Below are 19,832 nucleotides of genomic sequence, written 5' to 3'. Positions count from 1 at the left end.
CCAGTTGATGGGTAATGCGACGTAGAGCACGACTATAAGCATCAATCGTAGCGGGGCGTTTACCTTGCAAGGTGAGATGGGTAAGGTGTTGTTCATAAAGATAATCTGAACGATGTTGCTGTGCTTTATTCATGATAAATACTCATTTTTGAAAGGTGTATTTACCGTAGTCGAGCTTATGGGCTTTCATTCTGCCGCGAAGCGGCTTCGTTCAACAAGTCGTTAAAAAGGACAAAAACAGTTGGCTTTTGCTCCTACGTCGCTAATTTTAGCCAACAATTTTTCGCCTCTTAACGAGGCGTTAGGTTAATCTACTTAAAGTACGGAGTGTAAAATGGAATTTATTCCCGTAAAAATTGAAATGGATGATACTCTCGATTTATGCATACAATTTCGACGAGATGCACATGCAGTAAGCTTTGGGAATGATGCCGGTTTTAGTGTTGATGAAACTAAAGCGTGGTTTACAAAGCTAAGTACATTTGATAATTCTGGCTTTTATCATGTTATCAAAAACAATGAGGTCATCGGTCAAATAGAATTTCGAAATGGCTTGATGGATGAGCAAGGTATAAAGTTTGGCTATATTAACTTGCTGTATTTGTTACCTGAATTTCGTAACAACGGTTTAGGTAAAAAACTAGTGGATTTCATATGTGCTCAGTTCAAAAACGAGCAATGTACATATGCACAGCTACGCTATATTCCTGCAAATTTGCAAGCCGTTAGTTTCTATCGCAAACATGGTTGGTTTGATGTCGGAGAGCTTGGTGAACGTGGGCAATTGGCAGAAAAACGATTAACCTAACAGATAAGGATATGTGTCGCGAAGCCGACACCTCTCCGAAGTGTTGGACAAGCCTAAGCCTCCTTATATAAGTAAATATTGGAAATATCATGAAGGGTGATGACAAAAAGCAGTCGAGCGTTATCCTTGGTGTGAACCAATAATATTAATACCCTGATTTATAATAAAATCCTCTTTAATTCTGAAGCGTGAATGCCATTATCCTTATTATTGAACATCGGTTATCTGGGTCGAAATGTTCCTCTTAATTGCATGATATGTTGGCAGCAGGGGCAAAAGAGTTGGGCTTTTATACGTACCGTTTTATTCGGTGAGGGCAACGTTAGTTACCCAGCTAACATGAACATAAATTGGATCAATAAAGCTGCGGTTATTACTCATATATCGATGTGAGCATCAGTATGTTTAGTACAGATGCTCACTTATTTCATCGCTAACATGAATGTTATCTGTGTATTAAGTTATTACCATCAGAACGCTTCAATGATAAAAAGGACACTGCAGAAATAACGGTTAGCAGGCCCATAGCGATGAATGTCTGGTGAAAATGAGACATATCATTGCCAGCGTAATAGGTTGAGAAAAAGTGTAAAACACACGCGCAGATAGCAAGACCAAAACTAATTGAAAGTAGTTGGGTTACCGCTAGCATACTGTTGCCTGCACTTGCATGATTATCATCTAAATCAGCTAATGTTATGGTGTTCATTGCGGTAAATTGTGTTGCGCGAACAATGCCTAACGCAAACAGTAATGGTAGGGCTAACCATAGAGATAACTGGCCTGATATAAGGGCAAATGCCGCTGTAATAATACCAATAACTATAGTGACCCAAAATAATGTTTTGCGATAGCCTAGACGTTTAAGGGTTCTTTCGACATACGATTTACCTAATAATGCGCCAAAGGCTAAGGGTACCATCATTAACCCTGCATATAAGGCTGATGCTCCCATCCCAACTTGCAACATAAGTGGTATAAGAAAAGGAATAGCCCCTGTACCTAAACGAGAAAATATATTTCCACCGATACCAACAGAAAAAGTCCTAGTCTTAAAAAGTGATAAAGGAATAAGCACGTTTTGTTTTTTTGATGCGTAATAAATATAAGTAACAAGAAGAGTAAAACCAATTAATAAGGTTATAACTGGAATTAAAGCCGTCTCTGATTTAGTTAAAAGTTCAATGCCGCTTAAAAGAGTAATTAAACTTGAGCTAAATAGAATAAATCCCCAACCATCAAACTTACTCGCAGTTGAAGTAAAGTTAGGCATGTAGCGTTTGGTCATCCATAGTCCAATAATACCGACAGGGATATTTATTAAGAATATCCAATGCCAACTTGCATAAGTGACTAATACGCCACCAAGTACAGGGCCGACAACAGGACCGATTAATCCCGGCATTGTTGCTAGGTTTAACGCGTGAACAAATTCATTGCGTGGATAGCTCCGTAATAATGCTAAGCGTGCTACAGGCACCATCATTGCGCCACCAACACCTTGGAGAATGCGAGCCAGTACCAGTTGCGTTAATGTGCCAGATAATCCACACGCCAACGAACCGAGTGTAAATAAGCCTACAGCCCAGCCAAATATAATGCGGGTGCCAAATCTGTCAGCAAGCCAGCCACTAATAGGAATTAAGATCGCAACAGTCAGGGTGTAGCTAATGATGGTTAGCTGCATCGTTAAGGGCGATTCATGCAAGCTTTTCGCCAATGAGGGGATGGCTGTATTTATTATTGTGGCATCAAGAGTCTGCATAAAAAAAGCAATACCCGCAATCCATGGTAGCCATGTCAGTTGTTTTGATGGTTTCACCATAGTCACCTCATTAATGGTAACGATATTCCGCGCGCAGAGTAGCTAGAAGCATAAAACAGTGGAGAGGAAATAACGAAGGTTATACGTAATGTATTATGACTATATCAGTTGTAACTTAACCTGAAGTGAATCGCGAAACATGCTTATTACGGTATAACATAATCGAAAATATGCAGCTAAACTGGTGTTGGGAATATGAAAAGGAGAATCGGTCAATGAATAGAAAACGGATTTTTGTTATCGCATTTATGGTGCCTATTATTTACGGCATAATTTGGTTTTTATCTCTGTACGTAAGTACGGATCTTAATCATTTGTTTTATGAAAACCATATCGTCTTTTTGTATTTAGCTTTGCCATGGTCGTTCTTTACGATAGAAGTTGGCGCAATGTGTAGTACCTATACCAGCAGTTATATCTGCAATCCACTTACTATTTTATTAATAAGCATTGGTTTTGCTGTAAATGTTGTTGTTAGTGCGATTGTGTTAGCTGGGTTGGGTAAGATGCTTAAAAGATAAGATTCTGATTGTTAATAAGTTAATGGTTTTTAAGAATAAAAAAACGACTGTGGTAAAACAGTCGTTTGCTAGAATTTGAAGACTAAACGAAGTTTATTCTGGTACGTATTCTAATGGGGCTTCTAAGTCTTTAAGTACCATTTTTTGAATATTAATTCCTAACATCATGATGATTAAACACCAATTGAGGAAAGGGAGTTTGCCTGTTTGAATGCTTTCAACAAACTGACTTGGGTTCCAACTAAATAATTCACAAATATTCTGCGCTGTCATTTCTTCAAATAGGCCGCTATCAATTAGCTTGGCAAATTGTTCGTTGGTTGGGCATACAAAAGTATTACGAGCACCAAATGCTGATGGTTTGAATAAGCGTAATACGCGACGAATATCCTCAACTGGGATCACTTTGCCATTAGTTGCAATGCTTTGTTTGCCAATTAATGCCGCTAAGAAACACCAACATGGGTATGGAATAGTCGACACATTGAAAGGTTCTTTTTTGTATTTCGCTGTCCAGCTACTTACATTCTTCTCTTGCAAACCAGTGACTAACGCTAACTTCTTTGCATCATAGCCATGATCTTTCAGTAGGTTAATGATTTCAGCGACTTCTGATACGAAAGGTTTTGTCCAATTTTCGTATGAGGTAAATACATTTTCTCTAATCAAAATGCTATTCCAATATGGGATTCAATAGATTGGCGCTGATCATACGTGTTCACACGACGATGTCCATTAATATCCCATCACCTTGTTAAAATCCTTAATCAATTACCAATTAAATTTGTTATTTCATCTAGTTAGCTGGCTGGCTTGGAACTCAGTTCTTGGATTACCTTCAGATCATCAGCAGCTAAAGTGAATGAGTCACTAAGCTCTATAGTTTTATTGCTTTCTTTCTTGGCGTTAACAAGTGTGGCGGTGTAGTGAATTTTTGCACTATGTGTTGTTTTATTAATATATTCTAGGTCTAACACGATACCTGATGCTCGTGATTTATCGATAATATAATGCCCATCCCAAGTTAAATTGGCATCAATATTGTTATTTTTTTGATTGAAGTTTTGGGTGTTTTGATGTGCAAGTAAGGTTTGAAGGCTGTGCTGATTCAGTGAAATAGTTAAGTAATGTTCGGTATCTTTTGACAAGATAATACTGACAGCTGGGGTGTTGTTTAAGTCGAAGTCAGTGGCAATGCCGACGTGAGTTAATGTACCGTGGATTTGGTGATCGTGTTGCTGATTACATCCAGTGAGTAATACGGTGGCAAGTAAAACACTTGCGATGGTTATTCCTTTCATACTATCTCCTCTGTGACGCACTGTATTGTGCCGTTAGCAAAACTAACTCTTTGAGGATATAGACTTTATTGTATGTTATGTCAGTAAATTGTGTGAATTACACGTTGCTTTCTTATTATTAGGTTAGATGATGAATGAGTAAAAGAGATAATTCCTGTAAGAACACTAGCCATAGTGCGCAAATTTAATGGTATATGACATCTTATTATTCGCCTATTGATGGATGGAATTAAAAACAAAACCCAAGAAAATAGAATAAGGCATAGAAACAAATAAAGCCGATCACAAAACCAATGAGATGGTGTATGAATGAAGGTATCTCCGGTTTATGTTTGCGCGCTTTGTTTTTAGTTACGCGGTAACATGCAAGGGCGATCAAAAAGATGATGGTGACAGCAAGGATATAAAATACGTTTTGTTGTGGCTGTGATTGCGTAGATTCTGCTAGTGCAAGGGGAGAAAAAAGAGCAACATTCGTAAGAAGATAAGATAGTTTCATTGTGGTTTACTCATAAGAAATAAAACTTACGTTAAAACTAACTGCTATTAGCGGCAATCATTGTTATTACAAGCTGTTATTGCATAAGTGTATGTTAAGCAGATAAAAAATATCGGCGTCCTGCCGATATATAAGTAATAAGAGATTGGCGTCCTTGCCAATTTAAGAGAGCTTTATAATTTTGCGTTAAATGCTTTTTTAAGTTCGTTACGCTCTTCAGTCACTAGCGCTAATTCATTTTTTACGCGTTTAAGTTCTTCGTGAATATTTTCATGAACGGGTGCATCAATAACGATATCTTTACCGCTTTGTGAGCGAACGATAACGTGTGAGCGTCCTGCAAACAGTGCTAAGAATCCCCATACCACACAGACGGCAAGTGTCATATATAGTGGTGCTTCCCAGCTATGTGTCGATTCATGTAGCGAGCCAAAAATAATAGGGCCAGTTGCTGCAAGTAAGTAACCCATACATTGTGCCATACCTGATAGTGCGGCTGCTTGGTGGGCATCATGAGTACGAATACCAACAAATGAGAGGCCAAGAATAAAACCACCACCACAGCTAAAGCCAAAGCAAATTACCCAGATTAATGCGTGTTCCGGCATCATAAGTAGGCCAAGAATACCGATGAAGGCTAAGACAGCCATCGCAAAGCTCATTGCACGTTTGTCTTTCATTTTTGCCATAAGTGGAATAAGCACGAGTGCTGGTATGGCAGTTGAAAGCTGTAATACACCATGTAAGTAACCCGCTTGGTTCTCTGTGTAGCCGTTATCAATTAGGATACTTGGTAACCAACTGATAAAGATGTACATGATAAAAGAGTTTAAGCCTAAAAAGATGGTAACTTGCCATGCTGCCGCTGAACGCCATAGGTAGCTATGGCTATCAATATCAGCCGTATCAGCTGAAGGGCGAGTGTGACCTGATAATTGTGGCAACCATACAATAATTGAAATAATAGGGAAGATCAGTACGGTTGCTAAAGCAAATGCCCAATGCGGAATTGCCGTAATGCCCATTGAACCTGCTAGGTTCATCATTGGAATAGCCGTACTTGAACTTAACGTTGAGCCAATACCCATGATTAATACATAGACAGCAGTCAAAGTCGTGACTTTTGTTGGGAAGTCTCTTTTTAGTAAGCTTGGCAGTAATACGTTACCAATCGCAATACCGATACCGATAATGCATGTACCTAAAAATAGCATTAAGGTTGAGCCACCGGAACGGATAAGCACACCACAACCAACAAGAACCAGAGCTATCATAAGAGATGGCTCTAAGCCGATTTTACGTGCAAGGCCAGATGATACCGGTGAAAATAGGGCAAAGGCCAACAAAGGCAAAGTAGTTAACATACCGGCTTGTGTTGCACTTAAACCTAAATCTTGTGAGATGAACTCTAGAATAGGTCCTAATCCTGTAAGTGGCGCACGTAGGTTACTTGCAATAAGTAAAATACCCAGGATAACCAATGCTGGTCGTGCAACTTTAGGGACTGTTTTTTTATTTTTATGTGACATAGCTCTCTCCTTAAATCTTTAATGACATAATACCTCTCCTAATTTTTTCTGTATTAAGTTATATTGACAGTAGATATCTAAATTCGGACAAATTATGAAGTACAGTATCCATTTCCCTGAGTTTGACTCCGATCTTTATCCACAAAAGGTCGTTGCATTGCGCCTATCTGGGTTAGAGAAGGATGAAGAAATCCCAGTCCATCAACACCGTAAAGGACAACTTGTTCTTCCTTTAAGTGGTTTTGTTCGTTGTAAAATTGCTGACGCTATCTGGATGGTTCCCGCGAATTGTGCAGTTTGGATCCCAAGCCAAGTACCTCATAGTAATAGTGTTTCTCCTGATGCCGATACTTGTATGCTATTCGTTGATCCAGATGTAGTTGGAATGCCATCTAAAGCGTGCACATTATCTATTTCTCCACTTTTACGTGAGCTTATTGTTCGTTTAACAGAATCCGATCTCTCCTATACATCCGAATGTAAAACCGCAAGGTTAGCGGATGTGTTGATTGATGAATTAACGAGCATGCCATCTGAACATTTTGATTTTCCAATTCCGACTGAGAGTCGATTACACAGTATTGCTTTAGAGCTCATTAATAACCCAAGCGATCGCAGTACTGTTGGTGAATGGGCAAGTAAATATGCGATGAGTGAAAGAACCTTGGCGCGTTTGGTGAAGCAGGAATTAGGATTAACCTTTGGTAATTGGCGTGGACAGCTTCATATTGTGATTGCATTGCAAAAACTGTCATCAGGGGAGCCTGTACAGCGAGTATCAGAAGATTTAGGCTACGAATCGGTAAGTGCCTTTATTACTTTCTTTAAAAAAACCCTCGGACGACCGCCTAAGCAATACATTAAAAAACGGATTAATGATTAAATTTTTAGATATGTGTTTATATCGAGATTTAGACTTGATTTTAGCCAAGGTAAAGAGTCCATTTTTCATTTATATGACAAAACTAGATGGGGGCTATGTCTCGTTGGCTGGCCTTTCACGTAAAATCGACTTCTCTCTCTGAATGGATTTATCAATCAGAGCATTCGCTAATCCCTCACATGTTAGAAGAGCGAAAAGCCTTAACTTTGTGAACGGTGATGGTTTCGGTTGGTATTCCGATCGCGTGTAACAGTACAAATAACACTGCGCCAACGATATATTAAGCAGCAGTTAGGCTGTGTGACATTGGCTTCTGAACCATTAGAGTAAACGAATGATTAGCTTTTAATGCCTAGGCAACAAATTCTGCATATTGATCATATTCACTCACTGACTGTTTATGAGCTAATTGTGGATGAATCTGCTGTTACATATTCGAATTTATCCCTTCTTCATTAGACAACATTTTTCATTAGCTGATCTCTTTGCTTCGATTAAGTGATATCGCAGTGCCGACGAGTAAACTCAGTCGAAGAGGTGAGCAGTGAAAGTGATGCTTTTTCTCATTATTGTGCCTATTACCACGAATTATAGAGACGTTAACATGCCAACTAGACGGCTATTGCTGCATGATTATCTACTGTATTTTGTAATACTAGATGGGAAATGGTTAGAGCAATAAAGACTTTCGATGTTTGGTAATTATTTTCCTATCAATACAGTCTGTATAATAAATATTCAATTTTTTATCGTTAATCAAAATTTGTAATATAAATATGTAACGTCATGATCTACCAATTAAAAAGCTATGCAATGATAGATTGCATGGTCTTTTTATTGAAAATAAAGGAGTTTTTGACTGGTCTTTATGCTTTTTAGCTGCTAATCTCTCGTCCCTCACAAACAACGTGAGATATTTATGCCAAGTAATGCATGTCAAATAGCTGATAGTAACAACACATCTTTGAACTCAGATTCTTCTCGTTTTGAAGCAAAACTAGTTCCAATTCTAACTATTGGTTTCATTTCCTTATTCATTTTTGCTGCACTGGCTGATATGTCCAGCTTTACAGCATTAATTCAAACTAGCTTTGAATCTGCAGCCAATGCTTTTGGTTATAGCTGGCAGATCTTAATGCTGGTTAACTTTCTTATTGCTTTAGCCATTGCTTTTAGCCCTTTGGGTAAAAAGGTGATGGGAACCGTGAAAAAACCAACAATCGGTACTTTTCGTTGGTTAGCGATGATCATGTGTACTTTATTAGCGGGTGGTGGCGTATTTTGGTCTGCCGCTGAGCCAATTTACCATTTCATTACACCACCGCCGACATTTGAAGGTGTTGTTGGATCTACACAACAAGCTGTCGACCCTGCACTGGGTCAAGCGTTCTTACACTGGGGCTTTTTAGCGTGGGCTGTATTGGGCACGTTGGCAACTATTGTATTAATGTATGCACACCATGAACATGGCGTAAAATTACGTCCGCGTGCTTTGCTTTTTCCTATCTTTGGAAAGAAGTTGGAAGATCATTGGTTCGGTAGTGTAATTGATGCTTGCTCAATTATTGCCGTTGCCGCAGGTACAATTGGCCCTATTGGTTTCCTAGCATCGCAGTTAGGTTATAGTTTAGAGTTGCTAACAGGGCTTGAAAATAACGTTCAATCTCAGTTAATGATCCTTGCCGTCGTTGTGTCTATTTATTCTCTTTCTGCTGCGTCAGGAATGGATAAAGGTCTACAGTGGCTATCACGCTTAAACGTGATTGGTGCGTTTGGACTATTACTAGCAATGCTATTCTTAGGCCCAACGAAATTTATTTTAACTGAGTTTGGTAGCGCGTTTGGTGATTACATTCATCATTTTGGCGAGCTAAGCTTAGCGAATGATAAGCCTTCTTGGAATGTATGGTGGACATGGTTCTTCTGGGGTTGGTTTATCGGTTTTGCACCGATGATGGCAATCTTTATTGCACGTATTTCAGAAGGGCGTAGCATTCGTGGTTTAGTTCTTGCGGTTGCGATTGGTGCGCCTATCGTGACGAATTTTTGGTTCGCTGTATTAGGTGGTACTGGTATTTTCCTTGAGCTACAAACACCGGGTGTAATTTCTGGCCCACTGAATGACGGTGGTTTACCGGCGGTATTATTAGCATCACTGTCTAACTTGCCATTAAGCGGTATTTTATTACCTGCGTTTCTTGTGTTGACGACAACCTTTGTTGTTACCACGGGTGATTCAATGGCATATTCGATTGCGATGGTGGTTTCTGGTGATAATGAACCTGATAGTAAGCATCGTTTGTTCTGGGCGATCACTATGGGTGTGGTTGCTGCGGTATTATTGCTTGCAGGTGACGGTGGCTTAAATGCACTGCAATCGTTCATTGTGATAACGGCTGTCCCTGTTTCTATCTTGATTGCGTTCACATTGATCAGTGGCCCAATCGCTGCATACAGAATGACATGTGCAACAAAACAAGTGGCTGCATAATACGGTATATCATCTGTTGATGGTGACATTCCGTAAATGAAAAACGCCCGATATTGCTGTTAGAAATAACATGCGCTATCGGGCGTTTTTTATTATGGACTATAAGTTTTGTTAGAAATAACAAGCAAAGCCAAGGTTATACCGTATCAATCTGTCCATCTTTCGCTTTCGCTTTACAACGTTTGACTAACTGTAATGTCATGCCTCTAAAAATGAATAGGTGTGCAGGCATCATAGCGAACCAGTATAAAAGACCTTTAAAACCTTTCGGGTGCCACCATGCTCTAATATCCACTGAGCGGTGATCACCATGATCATTAATGGTAAATTCTAATCGCCCTAAACCTGGCGCTTTCATCCCAAACAGGAGTGATAAGAAATGGTTTTCTTCAAGACTGATCACCTTCCAAGAGTCAATGCGATCGCCCAATTGTAAATGTTGAGGATCACGGCGATAACGTTCTAGAGCATTACCACCAATCATTGAATCCATCCATTCACGAATACGCCATAGACTGTTGGCAAAAAAGTAACCTTCTTTTCCACCAACGAGCTGAACTTGTTGCCATAAATCTTCAGCACTCGCATCGGTTTTTAACGTGTAGCCCGCTTGTTTAGGGTAATAGCCATAATTAGATTTCCAGCGCGATAATGCATCAGGGTCAAATCCCCAAATCTCACTATCAATAATCTCATCATTCATCTCTAATGCTTCTGATACCGCATCATCGTAACTGATTAAGACTTGTGGGATGTATTGCTGTAACTTGCTTCCATCAGCTGGTAAATCATATTGCAAGCCGTTGATCAATGCTCTCGCAATATTGGTCGGTACTGAGGTAATAAAACGTAGCCAATAAGTTGCCATGGCTGGACTTAAGAATTTAAGCGGTATCACGCGAATTTTCTTATTAAGCAGTGTACCTAAACGTACCATTTGATCGCGGTAGGTAAGTTGTTCTGGTCCTGCAACATCAAAAATGAGGTTTTCATTATTAGGCTTTTTAATCAGCTCAGTTAAATAAAATAACAAGTTTCTAAGCGCAATTGGAGAATTGCGAGAACTGACCCACTGTGGTGTTAGCATCACAGGTAGATGACTTACAAAATCGCGCATCACTTCAAAAGCGGCAGAGCCAGGACCGATAATGATACCTGCACGTAATTCGACGATAGTTTTGCCACTATTGCGAAGAATATTACCTGTTTCTTTACGAGCTAGCAGGTGAGTTGAAGCTGCATCTTCAGATTGTAGCGCGCCTAAGTAGATAACCTGCTTAACCTGACTATGTTCTAAATATTGGCTAAAGTGGCGTGCGCAGTCTAATTCAAAATCAATAAAATCATGACCATGGTTCATACCATGTACAAGGAAGAAAACGATATCAACACCGTGAAAGAGATCCGTAAGGTCACTATCATCATTGAGATCAAGGTAAATTAATTCAAGATTATCAAGATCATTCCAGCCACGCTTTCTTAGCAATTGTAAGTTGCGTCCTGTGGCTTTAACGTGATGACCTTGATTTAGCAATTCTGGCACTAAATGGCTACCAACATAGCCTGATGCGCCGACCACTAGAATTGTTTGTTTCATTACCTCATTGCTCCATTTCCTTATGGTGTGACTTAAGAAGAGTTATCGTAGATATAAAGATTTATATTTTTGTTAATTGTAACCAAGTTCAGAATAATAGGTATGGCATCAAGTTATTTTCGCGATTAGCATAACATTTCACGTCAAATTGATTATCTATCAGTATGCTTTATTTTAGATAATTACTCTGCTTTATCACGACAGTTTATCAGTAAATTTTACCAATGGTTACACGATAATAACTATTATATTATCGATTGTTGTTATTAGGGATTATTGCAATGCCGACACTCATTCTTCAACAATTTGATCGAGGCTTCCTTCGTTCGTTATTTTGGATTGCTTTACCTATTGCGTTGCAGTCAATGTTGTTTTCAAGTCGAAGTCTTGTCGATATTTTGATGTTAGGCCAGTTAGGGAATGCCCAAGTAGCCGCTGCTGGTATTGCAGGTAAAGCCTTTTTTGTTGCCATTATTATGTTATTTGGCGTCTCGACAGGCGGTGCGATGTTGACTGCTCAATATTGGGGGGCGAATAATAAGCAAGGAGTACGAGAAGCAACAGCCTTAACCGTGATGATCAGCGGTTGTTTTGCTTCAGTCGCAGCGGCACTGTTTTTATTTGCGCCAGAATGGATCATGGGCCTTGCGACACAATCGCCAAAAGTTATCGCGTTAGGTTCTGATTATTTACGTATTACGGCATTTAACTTACTCGGCGCGGCATTTGGTATTGGTATCGCTGTGGGTTTACGTTCGATGCACCAGCCCGGTGTTAGTACCTTTTTTAGTGCGATTGGTATTGGTGCCAATATGTTCCTTAATTGGGTATTTATTTTTGGTAAATTTGGTTTGCCAGCGATGGGGATCAAAGGTGCTGCATGGGCAACGTTGCTTAGTGGTGGTATTGAACTGATATTACTGGCCTCTTATTTATATGGGCGAAAACATTTATTAGCGTTTAATTTACAAACGGTTGTAGCTGTTTGTAATAAAAAAGATATTCAGCGTTTTCTTAAACTATCATTACCGATTACATTTAATCACCTTGCATGGGCGGGGGGAATTTTTGTTTACCATGCGATTATAGGGCAATTAGGTGTAAATGGGCTTGCTGCAATGTCGGTGATCACGCCGATTGAGTCACTGTCACTTGCAATGCTGATCGGTATTTCAAATGCGTCAGCTGTATTTATCGGCAATTTACTCGGTGCCAATAAAAATGATGAAGCCTATTTAAAGGCGTGGGCATTCTCGTTACTTAACTTAGGTTTTGCTTTATTAACGGTATGTGTGATGTTTTTAATTAAACAGCCGTTATTAAGTTTATTTTCAGGATTAACAGAAGATGTACGCGCGTTAACTGATCATTTCTTTGATATTTTTGCAGTTATTCTGGTGTTAAAAAGTATTCCAATGGTAATGATTGTTGGTGTATTACGAGCTGGTGGTGATATTAAGTTTTGCTTCTATCAAGATATTATTGCGCAATGGATGATCGGTATTCCCGTCACCGCATTCTGTGCATTTGTTTTACATTGGCCGATAGAGTGGGTTTATGCTTTATTAGGTTTAGAAGAGCTAATTAAATGGTTTGCCTCATCGTTTCGTGTACATTCACGACGTTGGATGAATAATTTAGTCGCTTAAATATACGGCCTAAAAGAAGAGGTTGACTCCCGCTTATTTAGGCCATTTTTAGTCTGATAACATGACTTTATTTATTCTGCTAAGTACCAATATCCAAGGTTTATAAGCTGAGTAAGTAGCGTTAATACGGCAGGGTGATGAATGGCATTGCCTAGAGATTCAGCAGTCACGACTTGCTCATCACAAAACTGTTTTGCGGTCTCTGCACATTCATCGGGTAATGCGTATTGTTCACCATTGATGAAGATGATCTCAGGTTGAGCATCATGATAAAACGCACGTAAGCCGCTAATGCGATTAAAGCTATCGCCATTCATTAAGCATTGATAGGTTTCTTCATTACTCCACTCAGGATCAGACGGAACAATATCTAACTCGTGACGATTTTGGCTTAAATGTTCGCCCATCCATTGTTTTAATAAATGCGGGTGATCAAGCAAACTGCGCATCATGGTTTCAAGATCATGGTAATCTTGCTCTGAAATCGCACCATTACAACGACGGGTAGAGAGGGCTGGGTTGTGGTAGTGGACATCACCAATATCATTTGAAATCACGAAATCAGCAAAGGTACTTAATAACTCTTGTTTTTTAGGCGAACGGAAACCGACAGAAAAGCTCATGGATGTTTCCACAGAATAGCCATCATGTGGGAAACCAGGTGGAATATATAAAATATCTCCCGTTTCTAACACTTCATCAATGATTGGCTCAAAACCTTTAATCTGGCGTAATGCCGAATGACGAAACTCTTCCTCATAATCATCGCGTTTCTCACCCACACGCCAATGACGTTTTCCTGAGCCTTGAACAATAAATACATCATACTGGTCAATATGAGGACCAACACCGCCACCAGGGGTTGAATAGCTGATCATTAAATCGTCAAATAACCAGCCTGGAAGTTGACGAAAAGGAGTGACTAATTGTGCTGCACCTTCATGCCAATGATTAGCGGCTTGTACGATGAACGACCAATTCTCTTCTGGCGTATTATCGAAGGTTAATGGCCCATGCAGGACTTCCCATTGGTCATCTTTTTTTGCAATGTAGCGAGAATCAACTTCTTCTTCCATCGCAAGCCCCGCTAATTCGTCAGGGCTGATAGGATCGACAAAGTGCTTAAAGCCACCTTTAATAATGGTTGGCTTTTTTTGCCAATATTGGGTGAGAAATTCTTCTAGGGAGAACGTTAATTGATACATTCGCAAGCTACTGATTATGAAATAGGCGATGAGTATAACGTAATTAAAAAACATCGACGGATTTTTATGTTGCTAAGTGTCATAGATATGTAAATACAATCTGGAATTAACGTCTTTATATTCATGATAACAGATGAAATAACAGAAAATATATTGACGTTAGGCATGGTTACAAATTCACAGTATAAGTTATAATTTTTTTATAAAAGTTAAGATTGTTAATAATAAGTTGCTTAAGTTAAGTGATACTATTTATCGCGACTTTGACAATTGAAATAACTTTAATGACAGTGCTATTTGCTGTAAATTTGCCGCGTAAATGCGTGACGTATTTATTTAGTTATTTTAATCAATTGCTCAAATTTTAAGTAGTTGATGTGATTTCAAGTGTTGGTGATATAAATGTTACGACTCGCAGGACTCTGCAAAGGATACCGTGACGGCTCCGAATTTCATTTTGTGCTTCAAGGAACGAATTTAGATCTTGAACCCGGTGATCAAGTTGCGTTAATGGGTGAAAGTGGTTCAGGTAAAAGTACGTTATTAAACCTAATTGCAGGGCTAGATACTCCTGATGAAGGGGAGATTTGGCTGGGCAACACACCCATACATTCTATTTCAGAGCGAGAACGAACGGCCTTTAGGCGTGATAATATTGGCTTGGTTTTCCAGCAATATAATTTATTACCAACATTAACCGTTGCTGATAATATTAAATTTTGCCGTCAGCTTAAGGGATTAGCGTCAGATGATAAGTTATGGCGTCAATTGATCTCTGCATTAGATCTTATGCCGTTGTTAGAGCGTTATCCTGAAGAAATATCAGGAGGGCAGCAACAGCGTGTAGCGATTGCACGTGCTATTTATATGGAGCCTAAGATCCTGTTAGCCGATGAGCCAACGGGTAGCCTTGACGAACGCAATGCTGAAGCCGTTATTCGGTTACTTCTATCTCTCACAAAAAAACTTCACTGCACCCTACTTGTTGTAACACACAGTAAGAAAGTCGCATCACACATGCAAGGCCATGTTCGTCTGCAGGGAGGGCAACTTCATGTTACGCCCCGTAGTTAATGCGTTATGGGGGCATTATCGACGTCACCCGTTTCAAATTGTTCTTGTATGGTTAGGCCTAACGTTAGGTATTGCCTTACTTGTTGGCGTTATGGCCGTAAATCAGCAAGCCAAAGAAAGTTACCGCGAAGGTGAACAACTTTTTTCTAATCCTTTCCCTTATCGCATTCGCCACGTACAAATGGGGATGAAAGTCCCACAGGGTTTTTATATTCAAATGCGCCGAGCAGGATTGAAAACTTGCTCGCCGATGGAAGAATATCGCATCGTGACTGATCAGCAACGTGACTTTCAATTGCTAGGTATTGATCCCGTTACAATGATGTCTGTTTCAGGTTCGAATGGATTAGATGAAGGTAAGGTAGAACTGCTGAAATTGATGCGTCCACCTTATCCGATCATGATAGGTCAACAGCTCGCAAATTATATTGGCTTGTCTGATGGCAGTATGATCACGTTAGATTCTGGAAAAAAAATCGGTCCAGTCGAGATTATTCAAGACAAAAGAATGAATCAACCTCGTATGATTGCTGATATTGCATTGTTGCGAGAATTGAACCCAAGTTCTGGTTTCACTGCTGTTGTTTGCGGGGAGATGAGCCGAAAACAATTAAGTAAGTTAACTCATATTCTTCCTCCAGGATTAACCTTAGAACGTAAACAAAGTGCGAAATTAGAGCCCTTAACTAATGCATTTCACTTAAATTTGTTTGCAATGGGCATGCTATCGTTTGTGGTTGGGTTATTTATTTTCTATCAAGCGATGTCACTATCTTTTGCTCAGCGCCAGCCTTTAGTCGGTGTGTTACGTCAATTAGGCGTCACCAGTGGACAAATAGCGAAAGCGTTAGTTTTTGAATTAATCGCTTGGATTGTTTTAGGCTTGATTGGCGGTAATTTATTGGGCTTGTTATTAGCTCAGCAATTACTGCCGAGTGTCGCTGCATCTCTCAATGATCTTTATAGTGCTAACGTTAGCTTGCAAATTCAGTGGCATTGGATGTGGGGACTGGCAAGTTTAGCCATTGCTTTCTTTGGTTGTGCGTTTGCCTGTACTTGGCCTTTGATCCGGTTAGTGAGATCGCAACCATCACGGCTCGCAGCTCATTTGTCTTTAATTCGCTTTAGCGGTCGAGAATTTGCGTGGCAAGCATTGTTTTCAGGTATCTTCATGTTGATTGCCTTTGGCATCTATCAACTGCCTCATGGACAACTAGCTGGCTTTGCGCTGATTGCATTTATCTTGATTGCTTCAGGCTTATTCATGCCATATCTGATGTGGAAATTGTTTTTATGGCTCGGCAAGCTTTGTCGCTCGGCACAATTACGATGGTTTTTTAATGATGCCGCGGCAAGTTTGAGCTATCGAGGTGTTGCTGCGATGGCATTTATGCTGGCTTTAGCATCAAATATTGGTATGGAAACCATGGTAGGTAGCTTTAGAAACACCACTGAAAGTTGGCTAGAGCAACGGTTAGCCGCTGATATTTATATACGTCCATCAATGAATATGGCACCACGTATCTCTAAGTGGTTACAAGACCAGCCAGAAGTTGCGCAAGTTTGGTGGAGCTGGCAAAAAGAAACGCCGTCTGACGCTGGTACTATTCAAGTCATGAGTATTGGTGATACTTCTGGCGAGAAAAAAGCGTTAGTCGTTAAAAAAACAGCTTATGACTATTGGAAGACACTGCATAAAAGCCGCTCGGTTATGGTGAGTGAGTCTATAGCACTTAAAAATCATTGGGATGTCGGAGATATCATTAATTTGCCCGCACCGATGAATAAAGGTTGGAAAATTGTCGGTATTTATTATGACTATGGTAACCCTTATGGTCAGGTATTAATTTCACAGTCTAAGTGGCAGCGTTTCTGGCCCCATTCAGGGCAAGTTGGATTAGCTATTCACCTTAATAAGAACGCAAACCCAGATAAATTACTTGCCGATCTTGGTGCTCGTTTCCGTTTACAACCTGAACGTATTCGTAATAATGCAGCCTTGATGAAAGAGGCGATGGGGGTTTTTGATCGCACGTTTGTTGTGACCTCAACACTGGGACATTTAACCTTGTTCATTGCGATATGTGGTTTATTTTTTGCCACAATAGCAGGGGAAGTATCACGTCAACGTCAGTTTGCGTTGCTACGTTGCATGGGAATGACTGGTCGAGAGCTGGCGTTACTTGGTGGTGGGCAGTTGCTGTTTATTGGCGTGATGACGTCGTTGATAGCATTGCCGCTAGGCTTGTTTCTTGCCCAGCTATTAATTGATGTGGTGCTTAAATATTCCTTTGGTTGGACAATGCCAGTGCAATATTTCCCTGTGGATTATTTGACGACATTGGGTACTGCCTTATTAGCCTTGTTGGTGGCTGGAGCGTGGCCTGTTTGGCGTTTGGTTCGTCGCTCTGCAATCTTGTCTTTAAGGGAGTCATTCTAATGAAGATGTCATTAATATGGCTCTGTCGCGTTGTAGTTACCCTAACGTTAGCGTTGCTTTTAAATGCTTGCGATAACCAAAAACCACCGAGCAAATCTGTGGAATCACTAACTCAATCAACCGACTATGTTTTTGAGCCTGTAGTGAAAGGTAACAAGCTGCAATTTCCTAAAGATTATGGTTCACATCCTGAATATCGTGCTGAATGGTGGTATTTCACCACTAACCTTGAATCTGAAAGTGGCAAGCAAATAGCGTTGCAATGGACATTATTCCGAATGGCGACGGGGGATGAAGAAACCAAAGGTTGGAAAACGCCACAAATGTATATGGCGCATGCGGTGATCACAACTGATAAGAAAACATGGCGAGCAGAGCGTTTTGCCCGCGGTGGAATAGGGCAAGCAGGGGTGGTATTAAACCCATTTCGAGCATGGTTAGATAATTGGACATGGCGCTCAAAAGATAATTCACCGTTTCCCGGTCGGCTTGAATTTGCTGATGATAATATGAAAGCAATTTTAGATATCACACAAGCGGGAACGATAGTTTTACAGGGTGATAATGGCTATAGCCGGAAACACCCACTGCTAGATATTGCCTCTTATTATTACAGTGCGCCCTTTTTGAATGTAAAAGGGATGCTAGAGCTTGATGGCGAAACCTATCGCGTAAAAGGCCAAGGTTGGTTTGATCGTGAATGGAGTAGCAGTATGCTTAGCTTGCAGCAGCAGGGATGGGATTGGTTCTCTATTCACCTTGATGATGGCAGTGCATTGATGGTTTCTCAACTACGTGAACACGGTGAAAAGCCTTACTTTTTTGGCTCTCGTTCTTGGAAAAATGGTAACGTGGTTAAGCTTGATAACCACCAGATCCGCATGAAACCGATTAAATATTTTTCCGTTAAAGGAAAGCAGTTCCCGTTAATATGGGAAATCGAGATACCATCACAATCCATAAAGATTAAAACAACAGTTGTTCGTCGAGAACAGTGGTTACCTTTTATTTTTCCTTATTGGGAAGGACCTATTCGGGTCAATGGTAGTCATAAAGGAAAAGGCTTTATGGAGCTTACCGGATACGAATAATATTGATAAAAGCCGACTCGTTCGGCTTTTTTCTTATCTGATATTTGTGAACAAGATCTAAGTTTAAATTCAGGGCACTGTTACTGTGATATTTTACTTGAAAGTGAGAGATTATTTGTGGAAATAAAAGCGCAATGCCAGTGTGGTCAGGTTTCTTATGTATTAAAAAATAAGCCATTAAAAGTCTTTGCTTGTCATTGCAAAGAGTGCCAAAAACTATCAACTAGCCCATTTAGTATTACAGCGGTGATTGCTGCAGAAGATATTACATTTAGTGGTGAATTAAAAATGTGGAGTCGTGAAGCCGATAGTGGCAACACCAATACGGCGGTATTTTGCCCTGAATGTGGTAATCGTATTTATCATTTTAACCCTGATGATCGCTCTACAGTTAAGCTTAAACTTAAGCCTGTTGCTTGCGTTGACGATGTTATGTTCAAGCCACAAATGCATGTTTGGGTAAGTGAAAAAGTGAGCTGGTATCAATTACCTGAAAATGTACCGTGTTATCCAAAGCAACCTCACTAAGCCCATTTAAAAGAGGTTTTAATGAATTTTACTTCTATTGATGATGGTGAAATCTTGCTGTTAGCAACACCTATAATGGATAACTTAATGGATGCGTCAACAAGGCAAGATCATTCAGCACACGTTCGCGATTTTACTCCGCGATTAAAGGCTATTGTGACGAAAGATTACCTTAAACAAGTGTGTGAACAGTACCAATCGGAAAAAGGCTTTTTTACTGAACGCTTTCCTGTTGCTGTGTTTAAAAGACCTGATTCTGTTGTTATTGTGTGGAAGCAATTTTTCAGCAAAGCAGAAGGTGAGTTTATGGCTGAAATGGTATTAGTTTGCCAAGAGGACCGTATTCTTTGCGACCATGTTATGGTGCTTTAGTCTCTCAATTTAAATCTTA

At 39.9% G+C, this 19,832-nt stretch carries 16 protein-coding genes and 1 pseudogene; 10 read left to right on the top strand and 7 right to left on the bottom strand.

Annotated features, from left to right (window positions below):
* Window positions 1-133: pseudogene (locus C9J45_RS07195) on the bottom strand (integrase); the annotation flags it as partial.
* A gap of 201 nt (window positions 134-334) precedes the next feature.
* On the opposite strand from C9J45_RS07195, the gene C9J45_RS07190 reads away from it, so the two are divergent.
* Window positions 335-808, top strand: coding sequence for a GNAT family N-acetyltransferase (locus C9J45_RS07190; protein ID WP_107247675.1), 474 nt, complete (start codon window positions 335-337; stop codon window positions 806-808).
* A 445-nt stretch (window positions 809-1,253) separates the two neighbouring features.
* Here the strand turns inward: C9J45_RS07190 and mdtD are convergent, their stop codons facing one another.
* Entirely contained in the window at window positions 1,254-2,633 is a 1,380-nt protein-coding gene (mdtD, locus tag C9J45_RS07180) for a multidrug transporter subunit MdtD (protein ID WP_107247674.1), read from the bottom strand.
* 215 nt (window positions 2,634-2,848) lie between these two features.
* On the opposite strand from mdtD, the gene C9J45_RS07175 reads away from it, so the two are divergent.
* Complete coding sequence (locus C9J45_RS07175) at window positions 2,849-3,154, top strand: hypothetical protein (RefSeq protein ID WP_107247673.1); 306 nt, start codon at window positions 2,849-2,851, stop codon at window positions 3,152-3,154.
* Between the two features lie 93 nt (window positions 3,155-3,247).
* Here C9J45_RS07175 and C9J45_RS07170 read toward each other — a convergent pair whose 3' ends face one another.
* The 3 genes from C9J45_RS07170 to C9J45_RS07155 form a co-directional block, all read right to left on the bottom strand.
* Window positions 3,248-3,823: a hypothetical protein gene (locus tag C9J45_RS07170; RefSeq protein ID WP_107208228.1), complete on the bottom strand. Its 576-nt coding sequence runs from the start codon at window positions 3,821-3,823 to the stop codon at window positions 3,248-3,250.
* A 131-nt stretch (window positions 3,824-3,954) separates the two neighbouring features.
* Entirely contained in the window at window positions 3,955-4,455 is a 501-nt protein-coding gene (locus C9J45_RS07165; protein ID WP_107208229.1) for a hypothetical protein, read from the bottom strand.
* A 672-nt stretch (window positions 4,456-5,127) separates the two neighbouring features.
* Window positions 5,128-6,483 (bottom strand): CynX/NimT family MFS transporter, encoded by a 1,356-nt coding sequence (locus C9J45_RS07155; protein WP_107247671.1) that lies wholly within the window; start codon window positions 6,481-6,483, stop codon window positions 5,128-5,130.
* A gap of 94 nt (window positions 6,484-6,577) precedes the next feature.
* On the opposite strand from C9J45_RS07155, the gene C9J45_RS07150 reads away from it, so the two are divergent.
* Together C9J45_RS07150 and C9J45_RS07145 are read left to right on the top strand one after the other, a co-directional pair.
* Window positions 6,578-7,366, top strand: a complete 789-nt coding sequence (locus C9J45_RS07150) for a helix-turn-helix domain-containing protein (RefSeq protein ID WP_107208232.1) — start codon at window positions 6,578-6,580, stop codon at window positions 7,364-7,366.
* A gap of 919 nt (window positions 7,367-8,285) precedes the next feature.
* On the top strand, window positions 8,286-9,857 hold the full coding sequence (locus C9J45_RS07145) for a BCCT family transporter (protein ID WP_107208233.1): 1,572 nt from the start codon (window positions 8,286-8,288) through the stop codon (window positions 9,855-9,857).
* Window positions 9,858-9,993: 136 nt separating this feature from the next.
* Here the strand turns inward: C9J45_RS07145 and C9J45_RS07140 are convergent, their stop codons facing one another.
* The gene (locus C9J45_RS07140; protein WP_107208234.1) at window positions 9,994-11,454 is read right to left on the bottom strand and encodes an SDR family oxidoreductase; all 1,461 of its coding nucleotides are present in this window, start codon (window positions 11,452-11,454) and stop codon (window positions 9,994-9,996) included.
* A 281-nt stretch (window positions 11,455-11,735) separates the two neighbouring features.
* On the opposite strand from C9J45_RS07140, the gene C9J45_RS07135 reads away from it, so the two are divergent.
* Window positions 11,736-13,103: an MATE family efflux transporter gene (locus tag C9J45_RS07135; protein WP_107247670.1), complete on the top strand. Its 1,368-nt coding sequence runs from the start codon at window positions 11,736-11,738 to the stop codon at window positions 13,101-13,103.
* Window positions 13,104-13,174: 71 nt separating this feature from the next.
* Here the strand turns inward: C9J45_RS07135 and C9J45_RS07130 are convergent, their stop codons facing one another.
* Window positions 13,175-14,308: a cupin domain-containing protein gene (locus C9J45_RS07130; RefSeq protein WP_107247669.1), complete on the bottom strand. Its 1,134-nt coding sequence runs from the start codon at window positions 14,306-14,308 to the stop codon at window positions 13,175-13,177.
* A gap of 402 nt (window positions 14,309-14,710) precedes the next feature.
* On the opposite strand from C9J45_RS07130, the gene C9J45_RS07125 reads away from it, so the two are divergent.
* From C9J45_RS07125 to C9J45_RS07105, 5 genes are all read left to right on the top strand, one after another.
* The gene (locus C9J45_RS07125; protein ID WP_105060132.1) at window positions 14,711-15,382 is read left to right on the top strand and encodes an ABC transporter ATP-binding protein; all 672 of its coding nucleotides are present in this window, start codon (window positions 14,711-14,713) and stop codon (window positions 15,380-15,382) included.
* Window positions 15,363-17,822, top strand: coding sequence for an ABC transporter permease (locus C9J45_RS07120; protein ID WP_107208237.1), 2,460 nt, complete (start codon window positions 15,363-15,365; stop codon window positions 17,820-17,822). The genes C9J45_RS07125 and C9J45_RS07120 overlap by 20 nt, the downstream gene beginning before the upstream one ends.
* The gene (locus tag C9J45_RS07115) at window positions 17,822-18,913 is read left to right on the top strand and encodes a lipocalin-like domain-containing protein (RefSeq protein WP_107247668.1); all 1,092 of its coding nucleotides are present in this window, start codon (window positions 17,822-17,824) and stop codon (window positions 18,911-18,913) included. Before C9J45_RS07120 ends, C9J45_RS07115 begins: the two co-directional genes overlap by 1 nt.
* A 117-nt stretch (window positions 18,914-19,030) precedes the next feature.
* Window positions 19,031-19,441 (top strand): GFA family protein, encoded by a 411-nt coding sequence (locus C9J45_RS07110; RefSeq protein ID WP_107208239.1) that lies wholly within the window; start codon window positions 19,031-19,033, stop codon window positions 19,439-19,441.
* A gap of 21 nt (window positions 19,442-19,462) precedes the next feature.
* The gene (locus C9J45_RS07105) at window positions 19,463-19,813 is read left to right on the top strand and encodes a hypothetical protein (RefSeq protein WP_107208240.1); all 351 of its coding nucleotides are present in this window, start codon (window positions 19,463-19,465) and stop codon (window positions 19,811-19,813) included.
* Window positions 19,814-19,832: the final 19 nt, after the last annotated feature.

The organism is Photobacterium sp. GB-1, from assembly GCF_003026165.1.
Lineage (GTDB): Bacteria > Pseudomonadota > Gammaproteobacteria > Enterobacterales > Vibrionaceae > Photobacterium.
Note: the sequence above shows the minus strand (reverse complement) of the source record. Positions and strands in the feature narration are given on the sequence as shown.